This window comes from Nocardia sp. CDC159, from assembly GCF_023740735.1.
Lineage (GTDB): Bacteria > Actinomycetota > Actinomycetes > Mycobacteriales > Mycobacteriaceae > Nocardia > Nocardia pulmonis.
Window position 1 is genome coordinate 139,223 of record NZ_JAMRXH010000006.1, and the last position, 21,579, is coordinate 160,801.

Annotated in this window: 18 protein-coding genes; 7 read left to right on the forward strand and 11 right to left on the reverse strand. The window is 68.2% G+C overall.

Features of this window, described 5'->3' with window-relative positions:
- Window positions 1-46: 46 nt before the first annotated feature.
- The 5 genes from NDR87_RS15540 to NDR87_RS15560 all read right to left on the reverse strand — a co-directional run bounded on the left by NDR87_RS15540 (window position 47) and on the right by NDR87_RS15560 (window position 7,274).
- Window positions 47-1,609: an FAD-dependent monooxygenase gene (locus tag NDR87_RS15540; protein WP_251913742.1), complete on the reverse strand. Its 1,563-nt coding sequence runs from the start codon at window positions 1,607-1,609 to the stop codon at window positions 47-49.
- A 37-nt stretch (window positions 1,610-1,646) separates the two neighbouring features.
- A complete protein-coding gene (locus NDR87_RS15545) occupies window positions 1,647-2,282 on the reverse strand; it encodes a TetR family transcriptional regulator (protein WP_251913741.1) in 636 nt (211 codons plus the stop codon).
- An 80-nt stretch (window positions 2,283-2,362) separates the two neighbouring features.
- Complete coding sequence (locus NDR87_RS15550) at window positions 2,363-3,796, reverse strand: condensation domain-containing protein (RefSeq protein WP_251913740.1); 1,434 nt, start codon at window positions 3,794-3,796, stop codon at window positions 2,363-2,365.
- Window positions 3,797-4,299: 503 nt separating this feature from the next.
- Window positions 4,300-5,487: a helix-turn-helix domain-containing protein gene (locus NDR87_RS15555; protein WP_251913739.1), complete on the reverse strand. Its 1,188-nt coding sequence runs from the start codon at window positions 5,485-5,487 to the stop codon at window positions 4,300-4,302.
- A 20-nt stretch (window positions 5,488-5,507) separates the two neighbouring features.
- Window positions 5,508-7,274, reverse strand: a complete 1,767-nt coding sequence (locus tag NDR87_RS15560) for a long-chain fatty acid--CoA ligase (RefSeq protein ID WP_251913886.1) — start codon at window positions 7,272-7,274, stop codon at window positions 5,508-5,510.
- A 508-nt stretch (window positions 7,275-7,782) separates the two neighbouring features.
- Between NDR87_RS15560 and glnA the strand changes: the two genes are divergently transcribed.
- Together glnA and NDR87_RS15570 are read left to right on the forward strand one after the other, a co-directional pair.
- Window positions 7,783-9,219 carry a type I glutamate--ammonia ligase gene (glnA, locus tag NDR87_RS15565; RefSeq protein ID WP_251913738.1) on the forward strand — a complete coding sequence of 479 codons (1,437 nt, stop codon included), beginning with the start codon at window positions 7,783-7,785 and terminating at the stop codon, window positions 9,217-9,219.
- 68 nt (window positions 9,220-9,287) lie between these two features.
- A complete protein-coding gene (locus NDR87_RS15570) occupies window positions 9,288-9,887 on the forward strand; it encodes a dihydrofolate reductase family protein (protein ID WP_251913737.1) in 600 nt (199 codons plus the stop codon).
- A gap of 2 nt (window positions 9,888-9,889) precedes the next feature.
- Here the strand turns inward: NDR87_RS15570 and NDR87_RS15575 are convergent, their stop codons facing one another.
- The 3 genes from NDR87_RS15575 to NDR87_RS15585 are packed head-to-tail and all read right to left on the reverse strand — an operon-like array spanning window position 9,890 to window position 13,488.
- Window positions 9,890-11,359 (reverse strand): UbiD family decarboxylase, encoded by a 1,470-nt coding sequence (locus NDR87_RS15575; protein WP_251913736.1) that lies wholly within the window; start codon window positions 11,357-11,359, stop codon window positions 9,890-9,892.
- On the reverse strand, window positions 11,295-11,966 hold the full coding sequence (locus tag NDR87_RS15580) for a non-oxidative hydroxyarylic acid decarboxylases subunit B (protein WP_286013584.1): 672 nt from the start codon (window positions 11,964-11,966) through the stop codon (window positions 11,295-11,297). Before NDR87_RS15580 ends, NDR87_RS15575 begins: the two co-directional genes overlap by 65 nt.
- A 4-nt stretch (window positions 11,967-11,970) precedes the next feature.
- Entirely contained in the window at window positions 11,971-13,488 is a 1,518-nt protein-coding gene (locus tag NDR87_RS15585; protein WP_251913735.1) for a UbiD family decarboxylase, read from the reverse strand.
- Window positions 13,489-13,923: 435 nt separating this feature from the next.
- Between NDR87_RS15585 and NDR87_RS15590 the strand changes: the two genes are divergently transcribed.
- Entirely contained in the window at window positions 13,924-14,292 is a 369-nt protein-coding gene (locus NDR87_RS15590) for an arsenate reductase family protein (protein WP_251913734.1), read from the forward strand.
- A gap of 88 nt (window positions 14,293-14,380) precedes the next feature.
- Window positions 14,381-14,740: a nuclear transport factor 2 family protein gene (locus tag NDR87_RS15595; RefSeq protein WP_251913733.1), complete on the forward strand. Its 360-nt coding sequence runs from the start codon at window positions 14,381-14,383 to the stop codon at window positions 14,738-14,740.
- Between the two features lie 42 nt (window positions 14,741-14,782).
- Here the strand turns inward: NDR87_RS15595 and NDR87_RS15600 are convergent, their stop codons facing one another.
- Window positions 14,783-15,712, reverse strand: a complete 930-nt coding sequence (locus NDR87_RS15600; protein WP_251913732.1) for a DUF4873 domain-containing protein — start codon at window positions 15,710-15,712, stop codon at window positions 14,783-14,785.
- Entirely contained in the window at window positions 15,709-16,608 is a 900-nt protein-coding gene (locus NDR87_RS15605) for a diiron oxygenase (RefSeq protein WP_251913731.1), read from the reverse strand. Before NDR87_RS15605 ends, NDR87_RS15600 begins: the two co-directional genes overlap by 4 nt.
- A gap of 97 nt (window positions 16,609-16,705) precedes the next feature.
- On the opposite strand from NDR87_RS15605, the gene NDR87_RS15610 reads away from it, so the two are divergent.
- Complete coding sequence (locus tag NDR87_RS15610; RefSeq protein ID WP_251913730.1) at window positions 16,706-17,416, forward strand: TetR/AcrR family transcriptional regulator; 711 nt, start codon at window positions 16,706-16,708, stop codon at window positions 17,414-17,416.
- A gap of 108 nt (window positions 17,417-17,524) precedes the next feature.
- Window positions 17,525-18,673 (forward strand): lipase family protein, encoded by a 1,149-nt coding sequence (locus NDR87_RS15615; RefSeq protein ID WP_251913729.1) that lies wholly within the window; start codon window positions 17,525-17,527, stop codon window positions 18,671-18,673.
- A gap of 32 nt (window positions 18,674-18,705) precedes the next feature.
- Here NDR87_RS15615 and NDR87_RS15620 read toward each other — a convergent pair whose 3' ends face one another.
- Window positions 18,706-19,869 carry a DUF418 domain-containing protein gene (locus NDR87_RS15620; protein WP_372494198.1) on the reverse strand — a complete coding sequence of 388 codons (1,164 nt, stop codon included), beginning with the start codon at window positions 19,867-19,869 and terminating at the stop codon, window positions 18,706-18,708.
- 184 nt (window positions 19,870-20,053) lie between these two features.
- Here NDR87_RS15620 and dop point away from each other — a divergent pair, with 184 nt between their 5' ends.
- Complete coding sequence (dop, locus tag NDR87_RS15625; protein WP_251913727.1) at window positions 20,054-21,553, forward strand: depupylase/deamidase Dop; 1,500 nt, start codon at window positions 20,054-20,056, stop codon at window positions 21,551-21,553.
- Window positions 21,554-21,579: the final 26 nt, after the last annotated feature.

Here is a 21,579-nt window from a genome sequence, read left to right on the forward strand (position 1 = left end):
AAAGGGCACGACCGATCGCCGCACCCGTTCCCGCGCTTCGCACCCTTTACAGCCGTCCAGAACCGGTGCGAAGCGCGGGAAGTGGTGCGGCGATCGTGGTCAGTTGGGCCGGGCCGAACCAGCGAGTCAGTGCGTCGCGCAGGCCGTCGTCATCGGAATCGCCGGTGGCCCAGGCGACATAGCCGTCGGGACGGATCAGCAGCGCGGCCGCCGGGGCGTCGGATGCGGTGGCGACGAGCCGGTCCACCCGGTCCGCCCAGCCGTCGGTCTCGCCGTCGGCCCGCCCGTCCACAACGAGCAGCAGCGGGCGGCCCGAGCGCAGCAGTTCGGCGATTCGCCGCGGTCCCGCGTCGGTCTCGACGGTGAAGTCCGGGACCAGGCGACCGGCCAGGGGGTGGTCGCAACCGGTGTCGTAGCGGACATCCGCGCCGCCCATGAGCCGGGCGATGTGCTCGAGCACGGCCGGGATGCCCAGCAGCTCGTCGAACAGCTGCCGCAGGCCGCCGACCTCCGGGCCGGGGGCCATGAGCGCGCTCTGCGCCATCGAGCTCGTCATCACGCGTTCGGCGAGCGGGCGGCGCTCGGTCTCGTAGGTGTCGAGCAAGCCCTCCGGCGCCACACCGCGCACGTGCGCCGCCAGCTTCCAGCCGAGATTGATCGCGTCCTGCATGCCGAGATTGAGCCCCGGCCCGCCCATGGCCGAATGCACATGCGCGGCGTCGCCGACCAGGAACACCCGGCGATCGCGGTAGCGCTCGGCGGTGCGGGTGTTCTGGCCCACCATGCGGCGCAGCAGCCGGGGGCCGTCCCAGGACGGCGGCCGGATCGGCAGATCGATGCCGAGCACATGGTTGACGCTGGCGCCGAGCTCGTCGAGGGTCATCGGGTCCTGGTCGCCGCCGGGATCGACGCCGTACTCCGTGGTCGCGACCAGCGTTCGGCCGGGCTGGAATTCGGCGATGATGAACATGCCGCGTTCGGTCCAGTGATGTCCCCAGCTGATGGGTCCGTAGCCGGGCAGCTCGTAGCCACCGGTGTCGAGCCGGACGAAACCGGGTATCTCGACGTGCCCGACGCGGGTGATCCGGTCGGCGGCCGTGAAGCCCGGGAACCCGATGCCGGAACGCTTGCGTACCAGGCTCTTTCCGCCGTCCGCGCCAACGAGGAAACGGGCCGCGACGCGGTGCTCACCCAATGGACCGGTGACGGTTGCGACGACGCCGTCGTCGTCCTGGGTGAAGTCGGTGAGGGTGTGCTGCCAGCGCACCTCGATATCCAGTTCGCGGGCGCGTTCGGCCAGCAGGGTGGTCAGCTCGCGCTGTGGAATCATCCAGGCGTGCATCGGATTGTCGGTCAGCGTGGTGAAATCCATGCGCAGCCCGCTGAAGATGTAGAACGGCAACGGCGTCGGCCGGTCCGGGTACAGGGCGCGCATGTCCAGGACGCGAACGACCTGGCCGACCAGGCCATTGGCCTTGGGCTCGGTCGCGGGGCCGGGCAGTGTCTCGAGCACGATCGGCCGCACCCCGGCCAGGGCGAGTTCGGTGGCGAGCAGCAGACCGTTCGGGCCCGCCCCGGAAATCAGGACGTCGGTTCGTATTTCGGACATGACGAGGTGAACCCCCTGTCGTGATGATGGTTTCGGGCTAGTGCCCGGTGGCCGCGCCGGGCGCGGACATTCCCGAGCCGACGAGCGACAGTGCCCGGCGCAGCACCGTGGTGATGGGCACGGGCGGATCGGATCGGATGTAGGTCTCGAAGGAGGACTGAAAGACCGCGACCACCATGCCCGCCACCAGCCGCGGATACAGATCGCGCCCCGGGTCGGTGCCGCTGCGTTCGGCGATCACGGCGACGAGATCGTCCAGGGGGCCCAGGGCCATCGCGGCCCGCGCCTCGGGCGTCTCCACCAGCAGTTTGCGGATCGCGCCGAGCTGCTCCCGGGTCGGCGGCCCATAGCCCCCGGCCTCGATCTCCGCCTCCAGCGGCGTCAGCACGGCCGCGCTCACCGCCTCCCACATCGGTTCGTCGGCGGGGCGTTCGCGCAGCAGCTCGATGGTCCGGTGCATGCGGTCGGTCTGGCGATAGGTCAGCGCCTGCCACTTGTTGGCGAAGTAGTTGCTGAAGGTGCGCACCGATACTCCGGCGCGGGCGGCGATGTCCTCGCGGGTCACGTTCTCGAAGCCGCGCTCGAACGCCAACTCCAGCGCCGCGTCGCTGAGGGCCCGGCGGGTGTCGCGCTTCTTGCGTTCCCGCAGTCCGAGATTCGGTTCGTCGGCCATGGGTCCAGCCTGACAGAAAGATGCCCATCGGGCAAGATTTCCTGATAGGAAAAGTTGCCCGATGGGCAGAACTTCTGGAATCAGCTCGCCAGTGCCGCGGGCATCCGCCGAATGGTGTCGAAAAGCGGTGCGGCCGTCGCGAACTCACCGGTCGCGGCGACCGTCCGCAGCACCGCCCGCAGCCGGTCGAGGTAGTGCTGCGCCGAGGCGTGCGCGGTCGCGGTGTCCGGATAGCTCACGCTCACCCGCACCCGATCGGCCTCGCGATGGAATTCCAGCGTCGAGGCCCGGTCGGTGGGCGGGGCCGTGCACAGTCCGTAAACGTGGTGCAGGCCGGGTAGCGACTGCTCGAGCATGGCGCCGGAGGTGGGCCGTCCGTCCAGGCACGACACCCACGCCCAGTCCCGCACGCACGGAATGTGCCGCCCGCTCAGCTCGCCCGCCCGCGGCAGGGCGGCGAACAGCGGAATCGCGCCGAGCGGCTTGATCTCCTGCAGTGCCGTGCGCGCCCGCCCGATCAGCTCGGTGAACCGCGCCGCCGCGCCGACCTCGAACACGATCGGCAGCAGGTTAACGAACCAGCCCTGGGTGAACTGGAATCGCGGATTGTTGCGCGTGCCCACCAGATTGAGTCCGACGTACTTCGTGCGCCCGGCCAGTTCGAGTTCGGTCAGGGCGATGGCCGCGTAGACGCCCGAGGCGAACGAGCCGCCGGCGGCCGCGCAGGCGCGGGTGAACGCCTCGCATTCGCGGCCGGTGAGCAGATCGAACGCCACGGTGGTGCTCGCCGCGCTCGCGCCGGGCTCCAGGCCGAGATCCCAGGGCAGCGGCCGGATGTGGTCCAGATTGGCGGCGATCAGCCGGGCCAGACGCTCCACCTCGGCCGGGCGCTGGGCGACGGTCGCGCGCTCGTGGCGGGCGTATTCGGAGTAGCCGCCGACCGGCGAGAGCGCGGGCGCGATGCCCGCGGTGTGGGAGGTGTAGAGCTGATGCAGTTCGAAAATCGCCGCCACCTGGGAGGTTTCGTCCCAGAAGGCGTGATCGACCCTGGCGTACACGGTGAACCCGTCGTCGCCGTGATCGATCGCGCCCAGGGTGAAGGCGGGCCAGACCGTCGGTTCCGGCGCGCGGAACCGGTCGGCGAGCCGATCGCGCAGCGCCTCCCCGGCGGCGAATTCGCCCGCGGAGACGATATCCAGATCCACCCATGCCGGGTCGAGGATGCGCCCGGTGGCCGCTCCGCCCTCCTCGACGAACCAGCAGCGCAGGCCGTCGTGGCGGCGCAGGAACTGGACGAAGCTGCGGCGCAGGGCCTTTCGGTCCAGCGGTGCGGCGATGGTGAAGCAGATCGACAGCTCCGGACGGCGATGTCGCAGGTGGAAGTCCTGGATGTACGAGGGCGGAATCGGGGCCGGATCCGCGGCGGCCGCCGCGGCGAGGGCGGTGGCGGTGGGTGGGAAGTCGAGCAACTCGCCGGGTTTGGGCAGCCAGTCGCTGAGGCGGATCATATCCATATTCTCGGTGCTCCTTGTCCGATGCGGACGCCACGGTGGTTCAGGGTGTGCGGCGTCGCACGACGGGCGCGCGCCGGCGGTGGGAAAGCGTTCAGAAAATCCCGCCTGGAAGTAGTTTTCCGGGCTGTGGCGGAAAATTCTCGCTCTCCGTCCGAGGTGCGTGCCCTCGTCGGAAACTCCGGTGACCTCGTTGTTCGCCGGGGTGTCGATGCGTAGGGCATCTGACCAGTAAAGGTTACGACGGGGTCTCGGACCGGGTGCAACAGGGGGGTGAATAGAAATTGGCTAACTGTCAGCTAATAACGGACAATGTCATGATCTTCGCGTTTCGGCCGCGTCTTTCTCGCGCTCGCGCGGCAGTCCGAAGAATGGGCGACACGTACCCGAGCAGCGCACTTTACGTCGAATTCTCTTGGATTTAACACAGCCTCCGGCGGCCCGGGCGCTCGCCGAGGCCGCCGCCGGGCCGCGACCGCAGACCGACGGCAACCGTCACCACCGGATCACGGTGCGAAGGAGGCCGTTTCGAGGCGGCGGGCGATCCGGGCCGCCGACAGCGTCATGGCATCGGTGGGCCGATGCGGATCCAGGCCGGTGAGTTCGTGCACGCGCGCCAGCCGATAGGTGACGGTATTGCGGTGGATGTTGAGCAGCCGCGCGGTGGCCAGCTGGTTGAAGCCGGTGTCGACGAACACCTCGAGGGTCTCGGCCAGCAGCGGCTGGCTGTCCAGCGGGCCGAGCACCGTGGCCAGGCCGGGCCGCGCCGGGCCGCTGGCGGCCACGGTGTACTCGAACTGCAGATCCTTACGGCGGCACAGCAATTCGGTGCGATCCAGGCAGCGGCCCAGTTCGGCCAGCACCCGGGCCTCGGCGAAGACGCTCGGAATGTCGGCGCGGGTGCGGGCCGCGCCCACCCCCACCCAGAACGGCGGCACCGCATCGGGATTGCGGGCGGGCAGGCGCGAGGAGAGTGCCGCGGCGGTGGCGGTGCCGTCGTCGCCGGGCTGCAGCGGGACCAGGGCCGTCCAGCCGCCACTGTCCAGGCGCAGGAATACGCCGGGAATGGCCTCGATGCAGTGCCGCAGTTCGCTGGTGTCCAGGCCCTGCCGCTCGCGGGTGCCCGTCGAGAGCCGGAAGACCGCGATCAGGAACGCCTCGGGCACACTGATCGCGGGTTCGTCGGCCCACTCCACCGGATCGCGGCCGGTGAGCAGGGCGTCGGCGATGCCGCGGCGACGCTCGAGCAGCTCCCAGCGCGGATCGTGGGCGCGGCGCACGCAGGCGGTCGCGATCCGCTCCACGATCTGGGTGACGTATTGCAGCAGTGGCAGCGCGGCATCGGCCAGCATTTCGCGCTCGCCGGGATCGGCGGCCTCGCGCAGGCGGCCGTAGATGAACTCCGCGCCCGTACGGTAGCGGCCGAGCACCTCCTCGAGCGGTTCGCCGTCGCGCACCCGATCCAGTGCCAGCTCGACCAGTTCGCGAGTGTCCTCCGGCGAGGGCATGCGGCCGTGCCGGAGGTATTCGAAGAACAGCTCGATGTTCAGCTTCGTGCCGCGCTCGAGACCCGAGGCCACCAGCGACCGCGGGATGGTGCGATAGGGCGGCATGCTGTCGGAGAACTCACGGATGAGTACTCCGGCACGCTGGTACAGGGCCTCGAGGGCTCGATCCCGGCTCGGCGATTCCACTGCGTCCTCCGTCGTCCGGGCTACGTTGCGTAGAGCGATTCGATGGTATCGGCATAGGCGGCGGCGATGGGTTTGCGCCGCAGCTTGCCGGTGGCGGTCAGACAATCGCTGCCGGGAGCCCAGACATCCGGCAGCACCGCGAATTTGCGCACCTGCTCCACCCGCGAGAGCTTGGCGTTGGCCGCCGCGACGCCGTCCTCGATGCTGGCGCGGACCAGCGGGTTGGCGGCGAGGGCGGCGATATCGTCGCCGGGCAGCTCGTTGCGCTCGGCGAAGGCGGCGGCCAGGTCGGGATCGAGGCAGATCAGGGCCGTGTTGTAGGGGCGGCCCTCGCCGATCACCGCGACCGTGCCGGCCAGCGGGGTGTGTTCGGTGATGGTGTTCTCGATATTGGTCGGCGACATGTTCTTACCAGCCGCGTTGATGATGAGTTCCTTCTTGCGGTCGACGATCCTGAGGTAGCCCTCGTCGTCGATCTCGCCGATGTCGCCGGTGTGCAGCCAGCCGTCGGAATCGACGGTGTCGGCGGTCTTCTCGGGGTCCTTGCGGTAGCCGCGCATGACCATGCGGCCGCGCACCAGCACCTCGCCGTCCTCGGCGATCTTGACCTCGGCGCCGGGCAGGGGAGTGCCGACGGTGCCGATCTTGATCCGCTCGGGTCGGGTGACGGTGGCCCCCGCGGTGCATTCGGTCATGCCGTACCCCTCGCACAGCGGCAGCCCCAGGCCCAGGAAGAACTCGTGGGTGTCGCGCGGGATCGGCGCGGATCCGGTGACGCCCACGCGGACCTGGTCCAGGCCGAGCCGGGCACGGATGGTCGAGAGCACGAGCCGGTCGGCCAGCGCGTAGCGCAGCCGGTCCAGCACACCCTGGGGGCGGCCGTCGGAGACCGCCCGGGCGCGAGCCCGGCCGGTGGCGATGGCCCACTCGGCCAGCGCGCGGCGGGCCGAACTCGGTTCGGCCGCAAGCTTTTCCTCCAGCGCCGCCTTCACCTTCACCCAGATGCGCGGCACGCCCAGGAATACCGTCGGACGCACCTCGGTCAGCGCCTCGGCGACCTGTTTGAGATCGGCGACCGTGGTGATCTGGCCGCCCTCGAGCAGATTGAGATAGTGCGCGAACCACCGGTTGGCCGCATGCGCGTCGGGCAGATAGGACACCACTCGGTCCTCGGGGCTGCCACCGCCGAATTCGTCGACGATGCGCGCGTTCTCGATGAAGTTGGTGTGGGTCAGTTCGACGCCCTTGGGCGGGCCGGTGGTGCCGGAGGTGTAAACGATGGTCAGCAGATCCTCGGGATCGACCGCGCGCCAGGCGGATTCGAAATCGAAGTCGGGCGCCTCGGTGGTCTCGACGTCGGTCAGCGCGACGGTGCCCTCGGGGGTGCCGTCGACGCAGATCACCCGCTCGATTCGATGTCCTTGGGCCGCGGCCTTTTCCACGGCGGCCAGGATCTGCGGGACGAACTGGCTCTCGCAGATCACCAGGCGCGGTTCGGCATTGCCGAACTGGTAGGCGAGCAGATCGACCGGATTGGTGTTGTAGACCGAGAACGGGGTGGCGCCGGTGTGCAGGACGGCGGTGTCGCAGAGGTGGAATTCGGGGCGGTTGGTCAGCATCAGGGCGACGGTGTCGCCGCGCCGCACGCCCAGCGCCGCCAGCCCGGTGGCGATGGCGCGGACCCGATTCCCGTACTCGCGCCAGGTGATGCGCTGGGTGTCGCCGCGGGTGCGCAGGGCGACGAGATCGGGATTTCGCGACACGTTGTTCTGAAACGCCTCGCACATGGTGCGCGGACGGGGCTTGGCCGCCGCAACCGACGAAGAACTCACAACCTACCTCTGACTCACGATGGTCGAGGTCACGACGTGACCTCGGCGTCACCTACCAGCACACCGCATTCCCGTGGCGACCGCCACGGGCAATCGGGCAGAGTGCCGATACCTCGATTGTGCACTGTGCATGACAGGTGAACAACAGGGGTCGGCCTGAGCAGTCGATTCGATGGAAGCGTGACCTTCACATCTGGCCATCGGGTGGAAGCGGTCAGATAGATTACCGAATTTGCGACCCGCTCTATGCGCCCGGAGCCCCAGGTGTTGGTAATAGCGAATTGCTATTGCTGCGCCTGACTGTCCGGAGTTTTGCCCGGCCGGTCGAAGCCGCCGCTCCCGCTCGCCCGCGGACTTCGCGAAATCTCCGAATGATCTTGTTGGGCAACGCGATTCGCGGTCCGACGCCGATCGAGAAGTCGTATCGTGGAACCGGCGGCCGCGAGTTCACGAGGAGTTACCGGTGATCACCCCAACTACGGATGGCGTCCTGGAGTTCATCGGCGCCGAGGAGGTCGAATACGTCGACGTGCGCTTCTGCGATGTCCCCGGGGTGGAACAGCATTTCTCGATCCCGGCCAAGATGTTCGGCCCCGAACTGGTGGACGAGGGGATCGCCTTCGACGGCTCGTCGGTGCGCGGCTTCCAGCAGATCCACGAGTCCGACATGCTGCTGCTGCCGGATCTGCGGACCTGCCGGGTGGATCCGTTCCGGGTGGCCAGGACGCTCAATGTCAACTGCTTCGTCCACGATCCGCACACCCGCGAGGCCTACAGCCGCGATCCGCGCAATGTGGCGCGCAAGGCCGAGGAGTATCTGCGCTCCACCGGCATCGCCGACACCGCGTACTTCGGGCCGGAGGCCGAGTTCTACATCTTCGACACGGTGCGCTACGACACCGCCATGAATCGCGCCTTCTACGAGGTGGATTCGGCCTCGGCGGATTGGAACACCGGCGAGAAGTACAATCCGGACGGCACCATCAACCGCGGCTACAAGATCCGTGCCAAGGGCGGCTACTTCCCGGTCGCGCCCTACGACCACGACGTCGATCTGCGCGATGTCATGTGCACGAATCTGCAGCGCGCGGGCCTGGAATTGGAGAAGGGCCACCACGAGGTCGGCACCGCGGGCCAGGCCGAGATCAACTACCGGTTCAATACGCTGCTGGCCGCCGCCGACGATCTGCAGCTGTACAAGTACATCGTGAAGAACACCGCCTGGCAGCACGACAAGACGGTGACCTTCATGCCCAAACCGCTGTTCGGCGACAACGGGTCCGGCATGCACGTGCACCAGTCGCTGTGGAAGGACGGCTCGCCGCTGTTCTACGACGAGGCGGGCTATGCCGGCCTGTCGGATCTGGCCCGGCACTACATCGGCGGGCTGCTGCATCACGCGCCGTCGCTGCTGGCCTTCACCAACCCGACGGTCAACTCCTACAAGCGGCTGGTGCCCGGTTTCGAGGCGCCGGTGAATCTGGTCTACAGCCAGCGCAATCGCTCCGCGGCCGTGCGCATTCCGGTGACCGGCGCCAATGCCAATTCCAAGCGGCTGGAGTTCCGCTGCCCCGACTCCTCGGGCAATCCGTATCTGTCCTTCGCCGCGATGATGATGGCCGGGCTGGACGGCATCCTGAACAAGATCGAGCCCGCGCTTCCGATCGACAAGGATCTCTACGAGCTCACCCCCGAGGAGTCCGCCGAGGTCACCCAGACCCCACCGAGCCTGGCCGCGGTCATCGACCGCCTCGAGGCCGACCACGACTACCTGACGCAGGGCAACGTCTTCACCGACGACCTGATCGAGACCTGGATCCGCCTCAAGCGCGAGGCGGAGATCGCCGAGATCAACGTTCGCCCACACCCGTTCGAATTCGAGCTGTACTTCGACGTGTAGGACCGATGAATCCCGGTGCCGCGGGCCGTCAGGAGTTCCGAAGCGTCCACATCAGCAAGGAGTTCGAGATGAGCACAGTGATCACCGGGGCCAGCATGTCGATCGACGGCTATATCGCCGGGCCCGGGGAGAGTGGGTTCGAGCATCTGTTCGCCTGGTACGAGGCGGGGGATCGAGAGCTGCCCAGCACCCATCCGGAGATACCGCTGCGGCTCAGCGAGGTCGACCACCGGTATCTGAGTGAGCATCTGGAGCGGTTGGGCGTGCTCGTGGTCGGTCGGCGGCTGTTCGACATGACCGATGGCTGGAACGGCATCCATCCGATGGATCGACCGGTGGTCGTGGTCACCCACCGTATTCCGCAGCAGTGGATCGACGACCATCCGGGCGCGCCGTTCACCTTCGTCGACGGTATCGAGGCGGCGCTCGAACAGGCCTCGAAGCTGGCCGAGGGCAGGGCCGTCGCCGTGAACGGCGGCACGATCGCCCGGCAATTCCTGGAGGCGGGCCTGCTCGACGAGATCCACATCGATCTGATCCCGGTCGTACTCGGCGGCGGGACCCCCTTCTTCGACCAGGTCGGCGCGGCCCCGCACGTCCTGGAGAATCCGACCATCGTGCCGGGCGAGCGAGTCACCCACCTGCGCTACCGGGTCCGCAAAGGCTGAATTCAGTTCGCGGCCGCGTTCCAGATGGCCAGCGCTCGCTGCCGGACGGCGTCGGAGTAGTTGTCCCGGAACGCGGTGCTTCGCGGGCGGTCCGCGTCCGTGGACAGCAGACAGTCGTAGATCGCGCTCGGTCCGGTGAGCGTCTCGAGCTCCTCGGCGGTGTAGTAGACCTGCAGGGGGACGATCGGTTTCGACTCGATCAGCAGGTGACCGTTCTTCGGGTGGCAGCGCGAACCCAATGCCCACAGCAGATCTCGGGGGTCGGTCGGGTCGATGTCGTCGTCGCAGACGATGGTATTGGCCAGGCCGTTGCCGACGTGGGTGCCGATCAGGGCGTCGGCGATACTGCGGCAGAAGGTGGCCGAGTCGGTGTCGACGCGCTGGCGCCAGTCCCGCGGCACCGTGACGACGACCGTGTCGCCGGTGGTTTCGGGAACCATCCAGGCTCGGGTCACCGGGAATCCGGCCCCGCGCAGCTCATAGAGGATTTCGGCCGAGTCGACCACGGCGAAGACGGTGTGGCAGTCCTCGATCGGTTTCCCCGCGGCGACCACCGGCAGGATCGGATCGTCGCGGTAGGTGATCGCGGTGACCTCGTACACCGGCTGCGGTTGGGCATGCCCGTAGAGGTATCCGTTGTACTCGCCCATCGGACCCTCGGGCAGCGTCGCGTCCAGCAGGACGTGGCCCTCGACGATGATCTCGGCCTCGGCGGGCACATACAGGTCGACCGTCTTGCACCTGACCACCTCGACCGGCTCGCCGAACCAGCCGCCGACGAACGCGCCCTCGTCGATCCGCTCGGGCAGGCACATTCCGGCGATGAGCGGTACGGCGGGCTCGGCGCCCTGCACGAGCGCGAACGGCATCGGCTCGCCGCGCCTGGTCCAGAGATCCCGAATGACGCCGTTGTGCTGGCCCGCGGAGATGAGGCCGGTGAGGTGGCGTGCGTCGTGGATCATCGCGCGGTTGATCGACCAGTTGGTCCAGTCGCCGTCCGGGGTGCGCAGTACCCAGCTGCCCCAGGTCTGGAAGTACCTGCCGCCGTCGCCATCGTGAATCAGCGGCGTGGGGAAGATGTTCAGGTCGACGGCGTCGCCGGTCAGGACGTTCTGCTGGCAGGGACCGGAGTCCACCACCACCGGATCGACCGGCGGCTTGTCCCGCGCGGCGGCGACGCGTTCGATCAGCTCATCCACCGGGGTGTCGGGGTCCAGGCCGAGGGACAACGCCATCCGGGCCCACGGGGCCGCGGGCCGCGAGCTCAACGCGCCCGGAGCGCCGAGTACTCGAAATCCCTTCGGGTAGCCGCGGATATTGGTGAAAAGCGGCGCGGGTTCGCGATTTTCGGTGCTGTGCCGGATGATCGCGCCCATCTCCAGCTTCGTATCGACCGGAGCGGTCACCTCACGGACGTCGCCCATTGCCTGCAGCCGGGCCAGGTACTCGCGCAGACTGCGCAGTCGCTGCATAGCCGTGTTCCTCTCCGGGGTGGATGTCGAAGGTCTTCGGACGGCCGGGAAGTCCGGCCCAGCGGGGCGTGTCGGGACCGGCGAGATCGAACTGGTCCAGGACGCGGGCGGTGATGTGGTCGACGAGGTCGTCGATGGTGCTGGGGTGGTGGTAGAACGCCGGGGTCGGCGGAACCAGCACCGCGCCCATGCGGGACAACTCGGCCATATTGTCCAAATGGATGGTGCTCAAGGGTGTTTCGCGGGGAACGAGCACGAGTTTGCGGCGCTCCTTGAGGATCACGTCGGCCGCGCGGCCGACGAGTCCGTCCGCGAAGCCCATGCGGATTCCGGCGAGGGTCTTCATGCTGCACGGCGCGATGATCATGCCGTCGGTGCGAAACGAGCCCGACGAGATCGCGGCGGACTGATCGGTCGGCCCGTACACCGCGTCGGCGAGTGCCGCGACCTCCTTTGCCGTGTACGGGGTTTCGAGCTCGATGGTGATCCGGGCCCATTTGCTGAGCACCAAATGCGTCTCCACGTCCGGTAATTCGCGCAAAGCCTCGAGCAGACGCACGCCGAAGATGGCTCCGGTCGCTCCGGTCATTCCGATGATGAGTCGCATGATCTCACCCCTTGTCGGCGGTCTGGAGGATGGAGGGCTCCTCGGGAATGCCCTCATCGGGGTTGTTCCAAATGGTCAGCGCCCGGGCCTTGACCGAATGCTGGAACAGCGAGTCGAACGACGCGGGGGTCGCGCGGTCGGTGCCGATGCGCAGCAGGCAGTTGTAGATGTGGGTCGAGCCGGTGAAGCGGTAGCGCTCCTCCTCGGTGTACAGGATCATGATGTGCACGGCCTGCTCGTTGGCCACCCAGTCGTGCCCGGTCCGCGGATTGCACCGGGACGCGAAGCCCCACATGACATCGAGCATGTCGACGGGGTCGATATCGTCGTCCATTACGAAGATCTGGGCGAGATTGCCCGCCGCATGGCTGGTCATCAGCTCGGCCGCCAGATCCCGACAGAACTTGCTGGAATCGGTGTGGCCCACGGTATTCCACCAGCCGTAGGGGACCGTGATCACCACGGCGTGCGCGGCGGATTCGGGCAGGATCCAGGCGTGGGTGATCGGGAATCCCTTCTCCCGCAACAGGTGCAGATACTCCGCGGAATCCAGGATCGAGAACACGGTGTGGTCGTCGTCGATCGGTTTGCCTGCCGAAACCACGGGCAGAATCGCGTTGTCCCGGTAGGTGATCGCGGTGATCTCGTAGGCGGGCATCGGCTCCGGGTGGCCGTGTTGATATCCGGTGTATTCGCCCATCGGACCCTCGAGGAAGCTGGTATCCGGCAGGACGAAGCCCTCCACCACGATTTCCGCTTCGGCGGGCACGTACAGGTCGACGGTCTTGCATTTCACGACCTCGAGCGGTTCGCCCCAGTAACCGCCGATGAAATCGGCTTCGGCGACGCCATAGGGCAGGCTCATTCCGGAGATCAGCGGAATTATCGGCTCACCGCCCTGGGCCAACGCGAAGGGCATCGGTTCGCCCTTGTCGATCCATTTCTTGTGAATCATGCCGTTGTGCTGGGTCGGTGGAATGAATCCGGTCAGGTGTCGCCGATCGTGAATCATCGCTCGCGCGATCGACCAGTTCGTCCAGCTGCCGTCCGGGGTGCTGAGGATCCAGCTGCCCCAGGTCTGGAAGTACCGGCCGCCGTCGCCGTCGTGGATCAGCGGGGTGGGGAAGATGGTGATGTCGGCCTCCTCGCCGATCAGCACATTGTCCTGGCACGGTCCGGACTCGACGACCACCGGGGGAATCGGGGTGTTGTCCTTGGCGCGGGCCACGCGTTCGACGATGTCGAGCGGTTCGGTGTCGATCGGCAACCCCAGCGCCAGCGCGATGCGTGCCCAGGGATGCCCCGGGATCGAGCTCAACGCACCCGGCGCGCCCACCACCCGGAACTCCTTCGAATAACCTCGGATATTGGAGAAAAACGGTGCGGGCTCCCGATTCTCGGTACTGTGCCGGATTATTGCTCCGATTTCGAGATGGGTGTCCACGATGGCGGAGACCGTCCGTAGATCGCCCAGTTCTTTCAATCGATCGAGATATTCGCGCAGGCTTTTCAGTCGTTTCACTGCCGGACTCCCTCCGACGATGTAAATCTCTGTTCAGAGAATTTCTTCAGACCACCACCGTGCTCCAGCGTTTCCATTACCGTCAAGCAAATGTTATCTGGATCACGTAATCGGGAGAGGCGAAAGCCGTTGGGGCAGCGGCCAATCTGGCCCGCGGCGCGAGGTGTGTTGTCGGAATTCGGCCGAACGGCAGCGCCGCGGTGGCGCACAATTACATTTTCGACGACCATTTCTGTCGGTCTTTCCATTCCCTGCGTCGGCGGTCGCGGCTACCGTGATCTCGTGTCCGCGATTTCGGCGACCACCAAACGGACCGGCCTGCTCTCGGCTCCGCCGTGGGCGTCGGACGGCGGAGGTGGCCCGGGGACACCCCTGCCCGCCGCGCTGGCGTGAGCGGGCTGTCGATGCGGGCACCTCGGCGTATACCCTGCGCTCATGACGTCGGAGCAGAGGGAGATCTGGCACAACCCGCGCTGTTCGAAAAGCCGTGCGGCCAAGGCGGCGCTGGACGAGGCGGGGGTCGACTACGTCGAGCGGCGGTATCTCGAGCAGCCGCCGGATGCCGAGGAGATCCGGGCGATACTGGGTCGGCTCGGGCTCGAGCCGTGGGATATCACCCGCACCGGCGAGGACGAGGCCAAGCGGCTCGGCGTCGGCGGGTGGACGCGCACGCCCGCCGATCGGGAGCGGTGGATCCGGGCGCTGGCGGAACATCCCCGGTTGATCCAACGACCCATCGTCGTCACTGGGGACGGGCGGGCGGTGGTCGCGCGGGACGAGCAGTCGCTGCGATCGGTGTTGTGAGTTCGGCTGTGCCGCGGCGGGATTCGCGGGCGCGGGCATTACCTCGCGCGTAATCGACTCCGGTGCTCGCGTCGAAGATGCTTGTCCCATGAGCGAATACGAAAACATTGCACAGCGCTACATCGACGCCTGGAACGAGCGGGACGCGGACAAGCGCGGCGCGCTGATCGCGGAGGTGTTCACCCCCGAGGCCACCTACACCGATCCGCTCGCCCAGGTCGCGGGCGCGGCGGCCATCGAGCAGGTCATCGCGGGTGCCCAGCAACAGTTCCCGGGACTGGAATTCACCCTCGGCCCGGTCGACGGGCACCACGACATCGCCCGGTTCACCTGGTTGCTGGGCGCGCCGGGGGCGGCGGAGCCGCTGGTGATCGGCTTCGACGCGGTCGCACTCGAGGGCGGGCGCATCAAGCAGGTGCTCGGCTTCCTGGACAAGGTGCCGGGCTGAATGTCCCGGTGCCGCACCGGGTCCCGGCCGTGCGGCCGGGACTCAGTGGGCGGGGGCGGATTCGAGGGGAAACGGCGGTTCGCCGACGCCGGTGATGCGTAGATGTCCCCACGGGTCGCGCTCCTGCAAGCGGCCGGCCGTCGGTCGGCCGCCGGGCAGGGTGAGGAAGACCCCGCCGCGACCCGGATCGGGCAGGTCGGCGTCGGCGGTGATGCGGCCGTACCAGTGGTAGCGGCCGTCGATGGGATCGGGATGGCCGTTGAGCGTGACGGTCACCAGCAGTTCGACACCCGGTGCGTCGAGCAGCGCGGGGCCCGAATATTCATGTGCCGCTTCACGATCGGCGGCGACGGTGAGGTCGAAGTGGTGCGGCGCGGGGCGGCGCAGGGCCGGGCGCGGCGACCGTGCGGCGCCCAGTCGGCGATGGAATTCGTGCTGGGTGGCCGCGCGGGCCTCGATGCGGGTGCTCGAGGTGCGCCGCAACAGCTCGAGGCACTGGCGGAGGTAGCGGGTGCGCGCCTCGATCGGGGTCGGCGGCATCGCGATCTCCGCCAGCGGCGGCGGGGTGAGGAAGAACAGATTCGGAAAACCGTGCACGGCGATGCCCTGGAATGCGGAGGTGTCACGGACCTGCTCGATCTTGCGGCCGTCGAGCCCGATCAGATGCCAGCCGGTCAGATTCGCCGGGGGTGTCAGCACGACGATGCGCGGCCGGTACCGCTCCTCGCCCGCCGTGCGCACCCGCCAGCGATCGGTGTGGCCGTCGAACTCGAGCGCGTCGATCGGTGCGTTCCACTCGATCCCCTCGCTGTCCCGGGCCGTGGGGCCGTGCTGAGCGAGGACCCGCACGGCGAATCCGGCGCGGCGCAGTTCGTGGGCCACCCACAGTTCCTCGGCGCCCGCCCCGGCGATGAGTACATCGATCTCGCCGCCCGAGATGTGAGCGGGGCGGCGGCGCAGCGGATTCCTCATGTCAGCAGCCCTCGCCGTCGCCAGATCCAGGTGCCCATCGGGCCGATGAGGCCCTGTTTGTCCAGGAACGCGCCGAGATTGGCGGCGCCCGTGCCCAGTGCGCGCTTGGCGTGCGGATTGGCGCGGGCGATCCGCTTGGCCGCGCGCCCGTCCAGTCCGGCGCGGTCGTACATGTGCCGGTTGGTCATCAGATGGACGAACAGCGGGGCCGCGATCGCGACGCACAGGCGGGTGTAGGCCCGCTCGGCCGCCGACATGGTCGGCGTCCGCCGGGCCAGCGCGTCGCGGGCGAAGCCGATGTGGCGGGCCTCCTCGGTGACGTGGATGCGCATGGCGCGCGATACCAGCGGTTGCAGTTCGGGATCGTCTAGGGTTTTGCGCTGCAGGGCGTCGAAGATCTCCTCGCCGACCAGTGCGCCCACCCAGGTCATGGAGCCGCGCAGGAACAGTTGCAGTGACGAGATGATCAGGCGCGCATAGGGTTTGGGCCAGTACGGGCGGGCCTCGATGCGGTCGATGAGCTTGCCGAACATCATCATGTGGCGGCACTCGTCGCCCATCTCGGTGAGCGTGTAGTGCGAGTGGCGGCTGGTGGGATCGCCGTTCATCAACTCGCGCAGCAGCAGCCGATTGAGCAGGTTCTCGAACCAGATGCCGACCGAGAGCACATTGGCCAGTTCCTGGCGGGACAGTTCGCGGCGCTGCTGCGGGGTCATCGACTCCCACAGCTCGGTGCCGTAGAGGGAGACGACCTCCGCCGGGAGGAACAGTTTGTCCGGATCCAGCGGCGCGTCCCAGTCCATGTCCACGACCGGGTCGTAGGACTTCTTCGCCGATCCGGTGAGCAGGCGCTGTGCGAAGGACTCCCCGGGGAGCAGTGTGGCCTCGTTGCCCATGACAGCTCTCCAAATTCGAATAGCCGATACACGCTGTAACACTCAGATTAGTGAGACAGGATGTAGCGGTCAATACCGGGGGCGGTATCGTTGACATGTGACCAAATCCAGCGGAACGTCCGGTTCTCGGCTCGACGGCCGCACCACGCGCTGGAACGGGCACAAGCAGCAGCGTCGCGCCGAGGTGCTCGACGCCGCGATGACGGTGATCGAGGAGAACGGCGTCGATGTCTCGGTGCAGCAGATCGCCGATCGGCTGCGGCTGCCCCGCCCGGTGGTGTACCGGCACTTCGACGGCCGCGCCGACCTGGACGAGCAGATCCGGCGGCGGATCCTGGAATCGCTGCTGGCCGAGCTGATGCCGACGCTGCGCGCCGACGGCACGCTCAAGGACGCGGTGCGCGGGGCGGTGGGCACCTACGTCGGCTGGGTGGAGCGCCATCCGAATCTGCATCACTTCCTGGCGGGCGATGCGCCGCAGCGGGATTCGGCCGCCCTGGCCGGGGCCCGCGACCGCATCGGCGGCCGCCTCGCGGATCTGTTCGCGACCTCGCTGGCCCGCTTCGGCATCGACCCCAATCGGGCCCGCCCGATGGCCTTCGGCATCATCGGCTTCGTCGACGGCGTGGTCAACAGCTGGCGCGCCGATCCCGCCACCACGCTGTCCTCCGACCAGGTCGAGGGCATCCTGTCCTCGTCGGTGCTGGCCTTGTTCGAAGGAAACGCGCGCAGCCTCGGGGTGCCGCTGCAGCGGGACACCCTCGTCGCCGATCTCCTGGCGCAGACGGATTCGGTTCCGGCGCAGTAGCATTCACCACCGGTGTTGCCGCCCGCACCGGGCCGGAATCGGCCGGACCGGCGGCCCGGTAGGTTCGGGGGCTCGACGGGAACGGCGGGGGTTGGTCGGATGATGATCATGAGCAAGCGAAAGGATCGGCGGTTTCGTTGGGCGCTCGTCGCGGCGGCGCTGGTGATCGCGTCGGCGACCGGCCTTGCCGCCCCGGCGAACGCCCAGTCGGATTCGCAGCCCGGTGACCTTGTGCGACTCGACGCCCTCCCCGTCGGCTGGGGCGGCATGGATCGGGGATACAAGCTCACCTACCGCACGGTCGCGCTCGACGGCCGACCGACCACCGCGACGGGCCTGATCTTCCTGCCCGACGGCCACGCCCCGGACGGCGGTTGGCCGATCGTCGCCTGGGACCACGGCACCAATGGTCTGGCGCCCCGCTGCGGCCTCACCTCCTCCGCCGGAGCCCCGTACGACGCGCCCGCGCTGCGTCGCGTCAATCGGGCCGGATATGCCGCCGTCGCACCGGATTACCTCGGGCTGAGCCCCGAGTCGCCGGGAGTCCATCCCTACCAGAACACCCGCACCGAGGCGACGGTCACGATCGATCTGGTGCGTGCCGCGCGACGGGCCTTCGCCGACCTGTCCACCCGGTGGGCCGTCATGGGCGTCTCGCAAGGCGGCGGCGCGGCCCTGAGCACCGGGCATCTCGCCGCCACCTACGCCCCCGAACTCGATTTCCGCGCGACCGCCGCGCTGGCACCGGCGTCGCATATCGAGCAGCTGATGCGGCTGGCCCGCCCGGGCATGCCCGCCGTTCCAGCGCTGAACGGCATGACCGGCGTGGTCGCGGCGGTCCTGGCCGGGATGAGCGCGAACAGTTCCGGATTCGACATCGGCTCCTACCTCCCCCCCGAGGGACGGCGCATCGTGGCCGAGATATCCACTCGATGCGTCGCGGAATGGCCTGCCACCGTAGGCGATCGATCCCTCGGCGAGCTGCTGGCACGCCCGCTCGACGATCCCGCCGCCCTCGCTTTCCTCCACGCCTACCTGGCGATCCCGACCGGCGGCTACCGGCAGCCGGTCTTCATCGGCCAGGGCGTCGCCGACACTTCGGTCCCGCTTCCTCTCACGCTCGCGCTGCTCGCCGAATTCGCCGCGGCCGGGACCCGCTACGAGTTCGCCACCTTCGACGCCGATCACGACACGATCATGGGGGACGGGTTCGACGCGGGGCTGCGCTTCGTGCAGCGCGCGCTGAACGCGAACTGATCGGCCCGGCGCGGCGGTCGAACGCCCTGCGGCTATCGGTCCGCACGCACCAGCGCCCGATAGCTCGTGTGCCACAGCCACTCCACGGGCCCACGCTCGAACCGGCGCAGCCACAGATGCGCGAACACCACCATGACCGCGCACACGAACAGATGGATCGCCACGGTGAACGGCACCCGGGCGTCCGCCGAGACGCGTGCGGCGAGCCCGAGTCCCCAGCCGTAGCACAGCGCCGAGCCAATCAGGTTCTGCAGGATGTAGCAGCTCAAGGCCATTCGCCCGACCTCGGCGAAACGGCGGCCCACCCAGCCGGTCCCGGTTCGGTGGGCGTAGAACGCCGCCACCAGCGCCAGGATGCCCAGGGCCACCAGTGGTGCGGTGCCGTAGCGGGTGACCAGGATCAGGTCGCGCTCCCACAGGCCCAGTGCCAGGTCCAGCGGTGCGGCGACGCCGAATCCGAGGATCAGCAGCCGACGTCGCAGCCGCGCTCCGGTGGCCTCGAACAGACCCGCGCGAAACAGCCGCGCGCCCAACAGGAACAGCGCGATCGACATGGGGAATACGAACAGTGCCTCGAGCCGGAACAGTCCCGCGTGCTCGAGCCGGAAGAGCACGAGGTCCCAGAACGAGCCCTCGGCATAGGGATTGGGCCGCGGTGCGTGCGGGGTGAGCGAATCCGATTGGGGCGCGGTCGCCATCCCGACCGCGAGGATGGTCAGCATCGCCGTGTGGACGGCGGCCGCGCCGATCAGCCAGCGCCGCCGCGCCCGCTCGCCGGTCGCGAGCAGGAACGCGACCACCGCACCGGTCGCCGCATAGCCCATCAGCACATCGAATTCGGCGACCAGTACGAAATTGAGTACCCCGTCGAGGAACAGCAGCGCCGCCCGCCACGGATATCCGCCGGGCCAGGCGCGCCCGGCCCGGGCGGCCGAGCGCTGCTGGATCGCCAGGCCGATGCCGAACATGATGGTCAGCAGGCCGAGGAATTTGCCCTGGGCGAGCTGTTGCAACACCCGCTCCGCCCACAGCCACCAGCCGTCGGGTGCGTCGAAACGGGTCAGATATCCGACCAGACCGGCCGGGTTGGTGAGGATCCAGACATTGGTGCCCAGCGTGCCGAGGATGGCGATGCCTCGCAGCACATCCAGGGCGGGTAATCGGGTGGGGCGTGAAGCAGGTTGGGCGACAGCGATATTCGGGTCACCGGCGGAGGTGGGCGTATGCGATTCGGGCATGGCCCCATTCTCATACGATCGTATGAGAGTGCGCATCAACCCAGCGGTTGACCTGCGCTACGCCCTGCGGCCGACCCGCCGTGGGGCCGACGGCACCGGTGGCCCCGCCCGGGTTGGGCATTCGTCGCCTAGGCTCGAACCCATGCAGCGCATCATCGGAATCGAGGTCGAGTACGGCATTTCCACGCCCACCGAGCCCTCGGCCAACCCGATTCTCACGTCCACCCAGGCGGTGCTCGCCTATGCGGCGGCGGAAGGAGTGCCCCGGGCCAAGCGCACGCGGTGGGACTACGAGGTGGAATCGCCGCTGCGCGACGCGCGTGGTTTCGACCTGGGGCGGCTGAACGGTCCGGCGCCCGTGATCGACGCCGACGAGGTCGGCGCGGCCAATATGATCCTCACCAACGGCGCCCGCCTCTACGTGGACCACGCCCACCCCGAATACTCCGCCCCCGAGGTCACCGACCCGCTGGACGCGGTGATCTGGGACAAGGCCGGTGAGCGCGTGATGGAGGCCGCGGCCCGCTACGCCTCGAGCGTGCCCGGTGCGCCGCGCATGCAGCTGTACAAGAACAACGTCGACGGCAAGGGCGCCTCCTACGGCACCCACGAGAACTACCTGATGAGCCGGGAGACGCCGTTCAACCAGATCATCGTCGGGCTCACGCCGTTCTTCGTCTCGCGCCAGGTGGTGTCCGGTTCGGGGCGCGTCGGCATCGGGCAGTCCGGCGATCAGGCCGGATTCCAGCTGTCCCAGCGCGCGGACTACATCGAGGTCGAGGTCGGGCTGGAGACCACGCTCAAGCGCGGCATCATCAACACCCGCGACGAACCGCACGCCGACGCCGACAAGTACCGCCGCCTGCACGTCATCATCGGTGACGCGAATCTGGCCGAGTGGTCGACCTATCTGAAGGTCGGAACCACCGCGCTGGTCCTCGACCTCATCGAGGGCGGGGAGGATCTGTCGGATCTGCAGCTGGCCCGCCCGGTCACCGCCGTCCATCAGATCAGCCACGATCCCACCCTGCGCGCCACGGTCGCGCTGGTGGACGGGCGCGAGCTGACCGGCCTGGCGCTGCAGCGGGTATATCTGGACCGGGTGGAGAAGTTCCACGGCCGCCAGGGCACCGACGACGCCCGCGTCACCGACATCCTGGAGAAGTGGGCGCACGTGCTCGACCTGCTCGAGCGCGACCCGCTGGAGACCGCGCACCTGCTCGACTGGACGGCCAAGCTGCGCCTGCTCGAGGGCATGCGCAGCCGCGAGGGCCTGGGCTGGGCGGCACCGAAACTGCACCTGATGGATCTGCAGTACTCCGATGTGCGGCTGGACAAGGGCCTGTACAACCGGCTCGTCGCGCGCGGTTCGATGCAGCGGCTGGTGAGCGAGCAGCAGGTGGTCGACGCGATGACCAACCCGCCGACCGACACCCGCGCCTACTTCCGCGGCGAATGCCTGCGCCGGTTCGGGGCCGATATCGCCGCGGCCAGTTGGGATTCGGTCATCTTCGATCTGGGCGGGGACTCGCTGGTGCGCATCCCCACCCTGGAACCGCGCCGCGGTACGAAATCGCATGTGGGCAAGCTGCTCGACGGCGTGGACACGGCCGCGCAACTGGTCGAGCAGCTGACCACGTAGGCATGTGATCTGCGCGACTTCCGGTA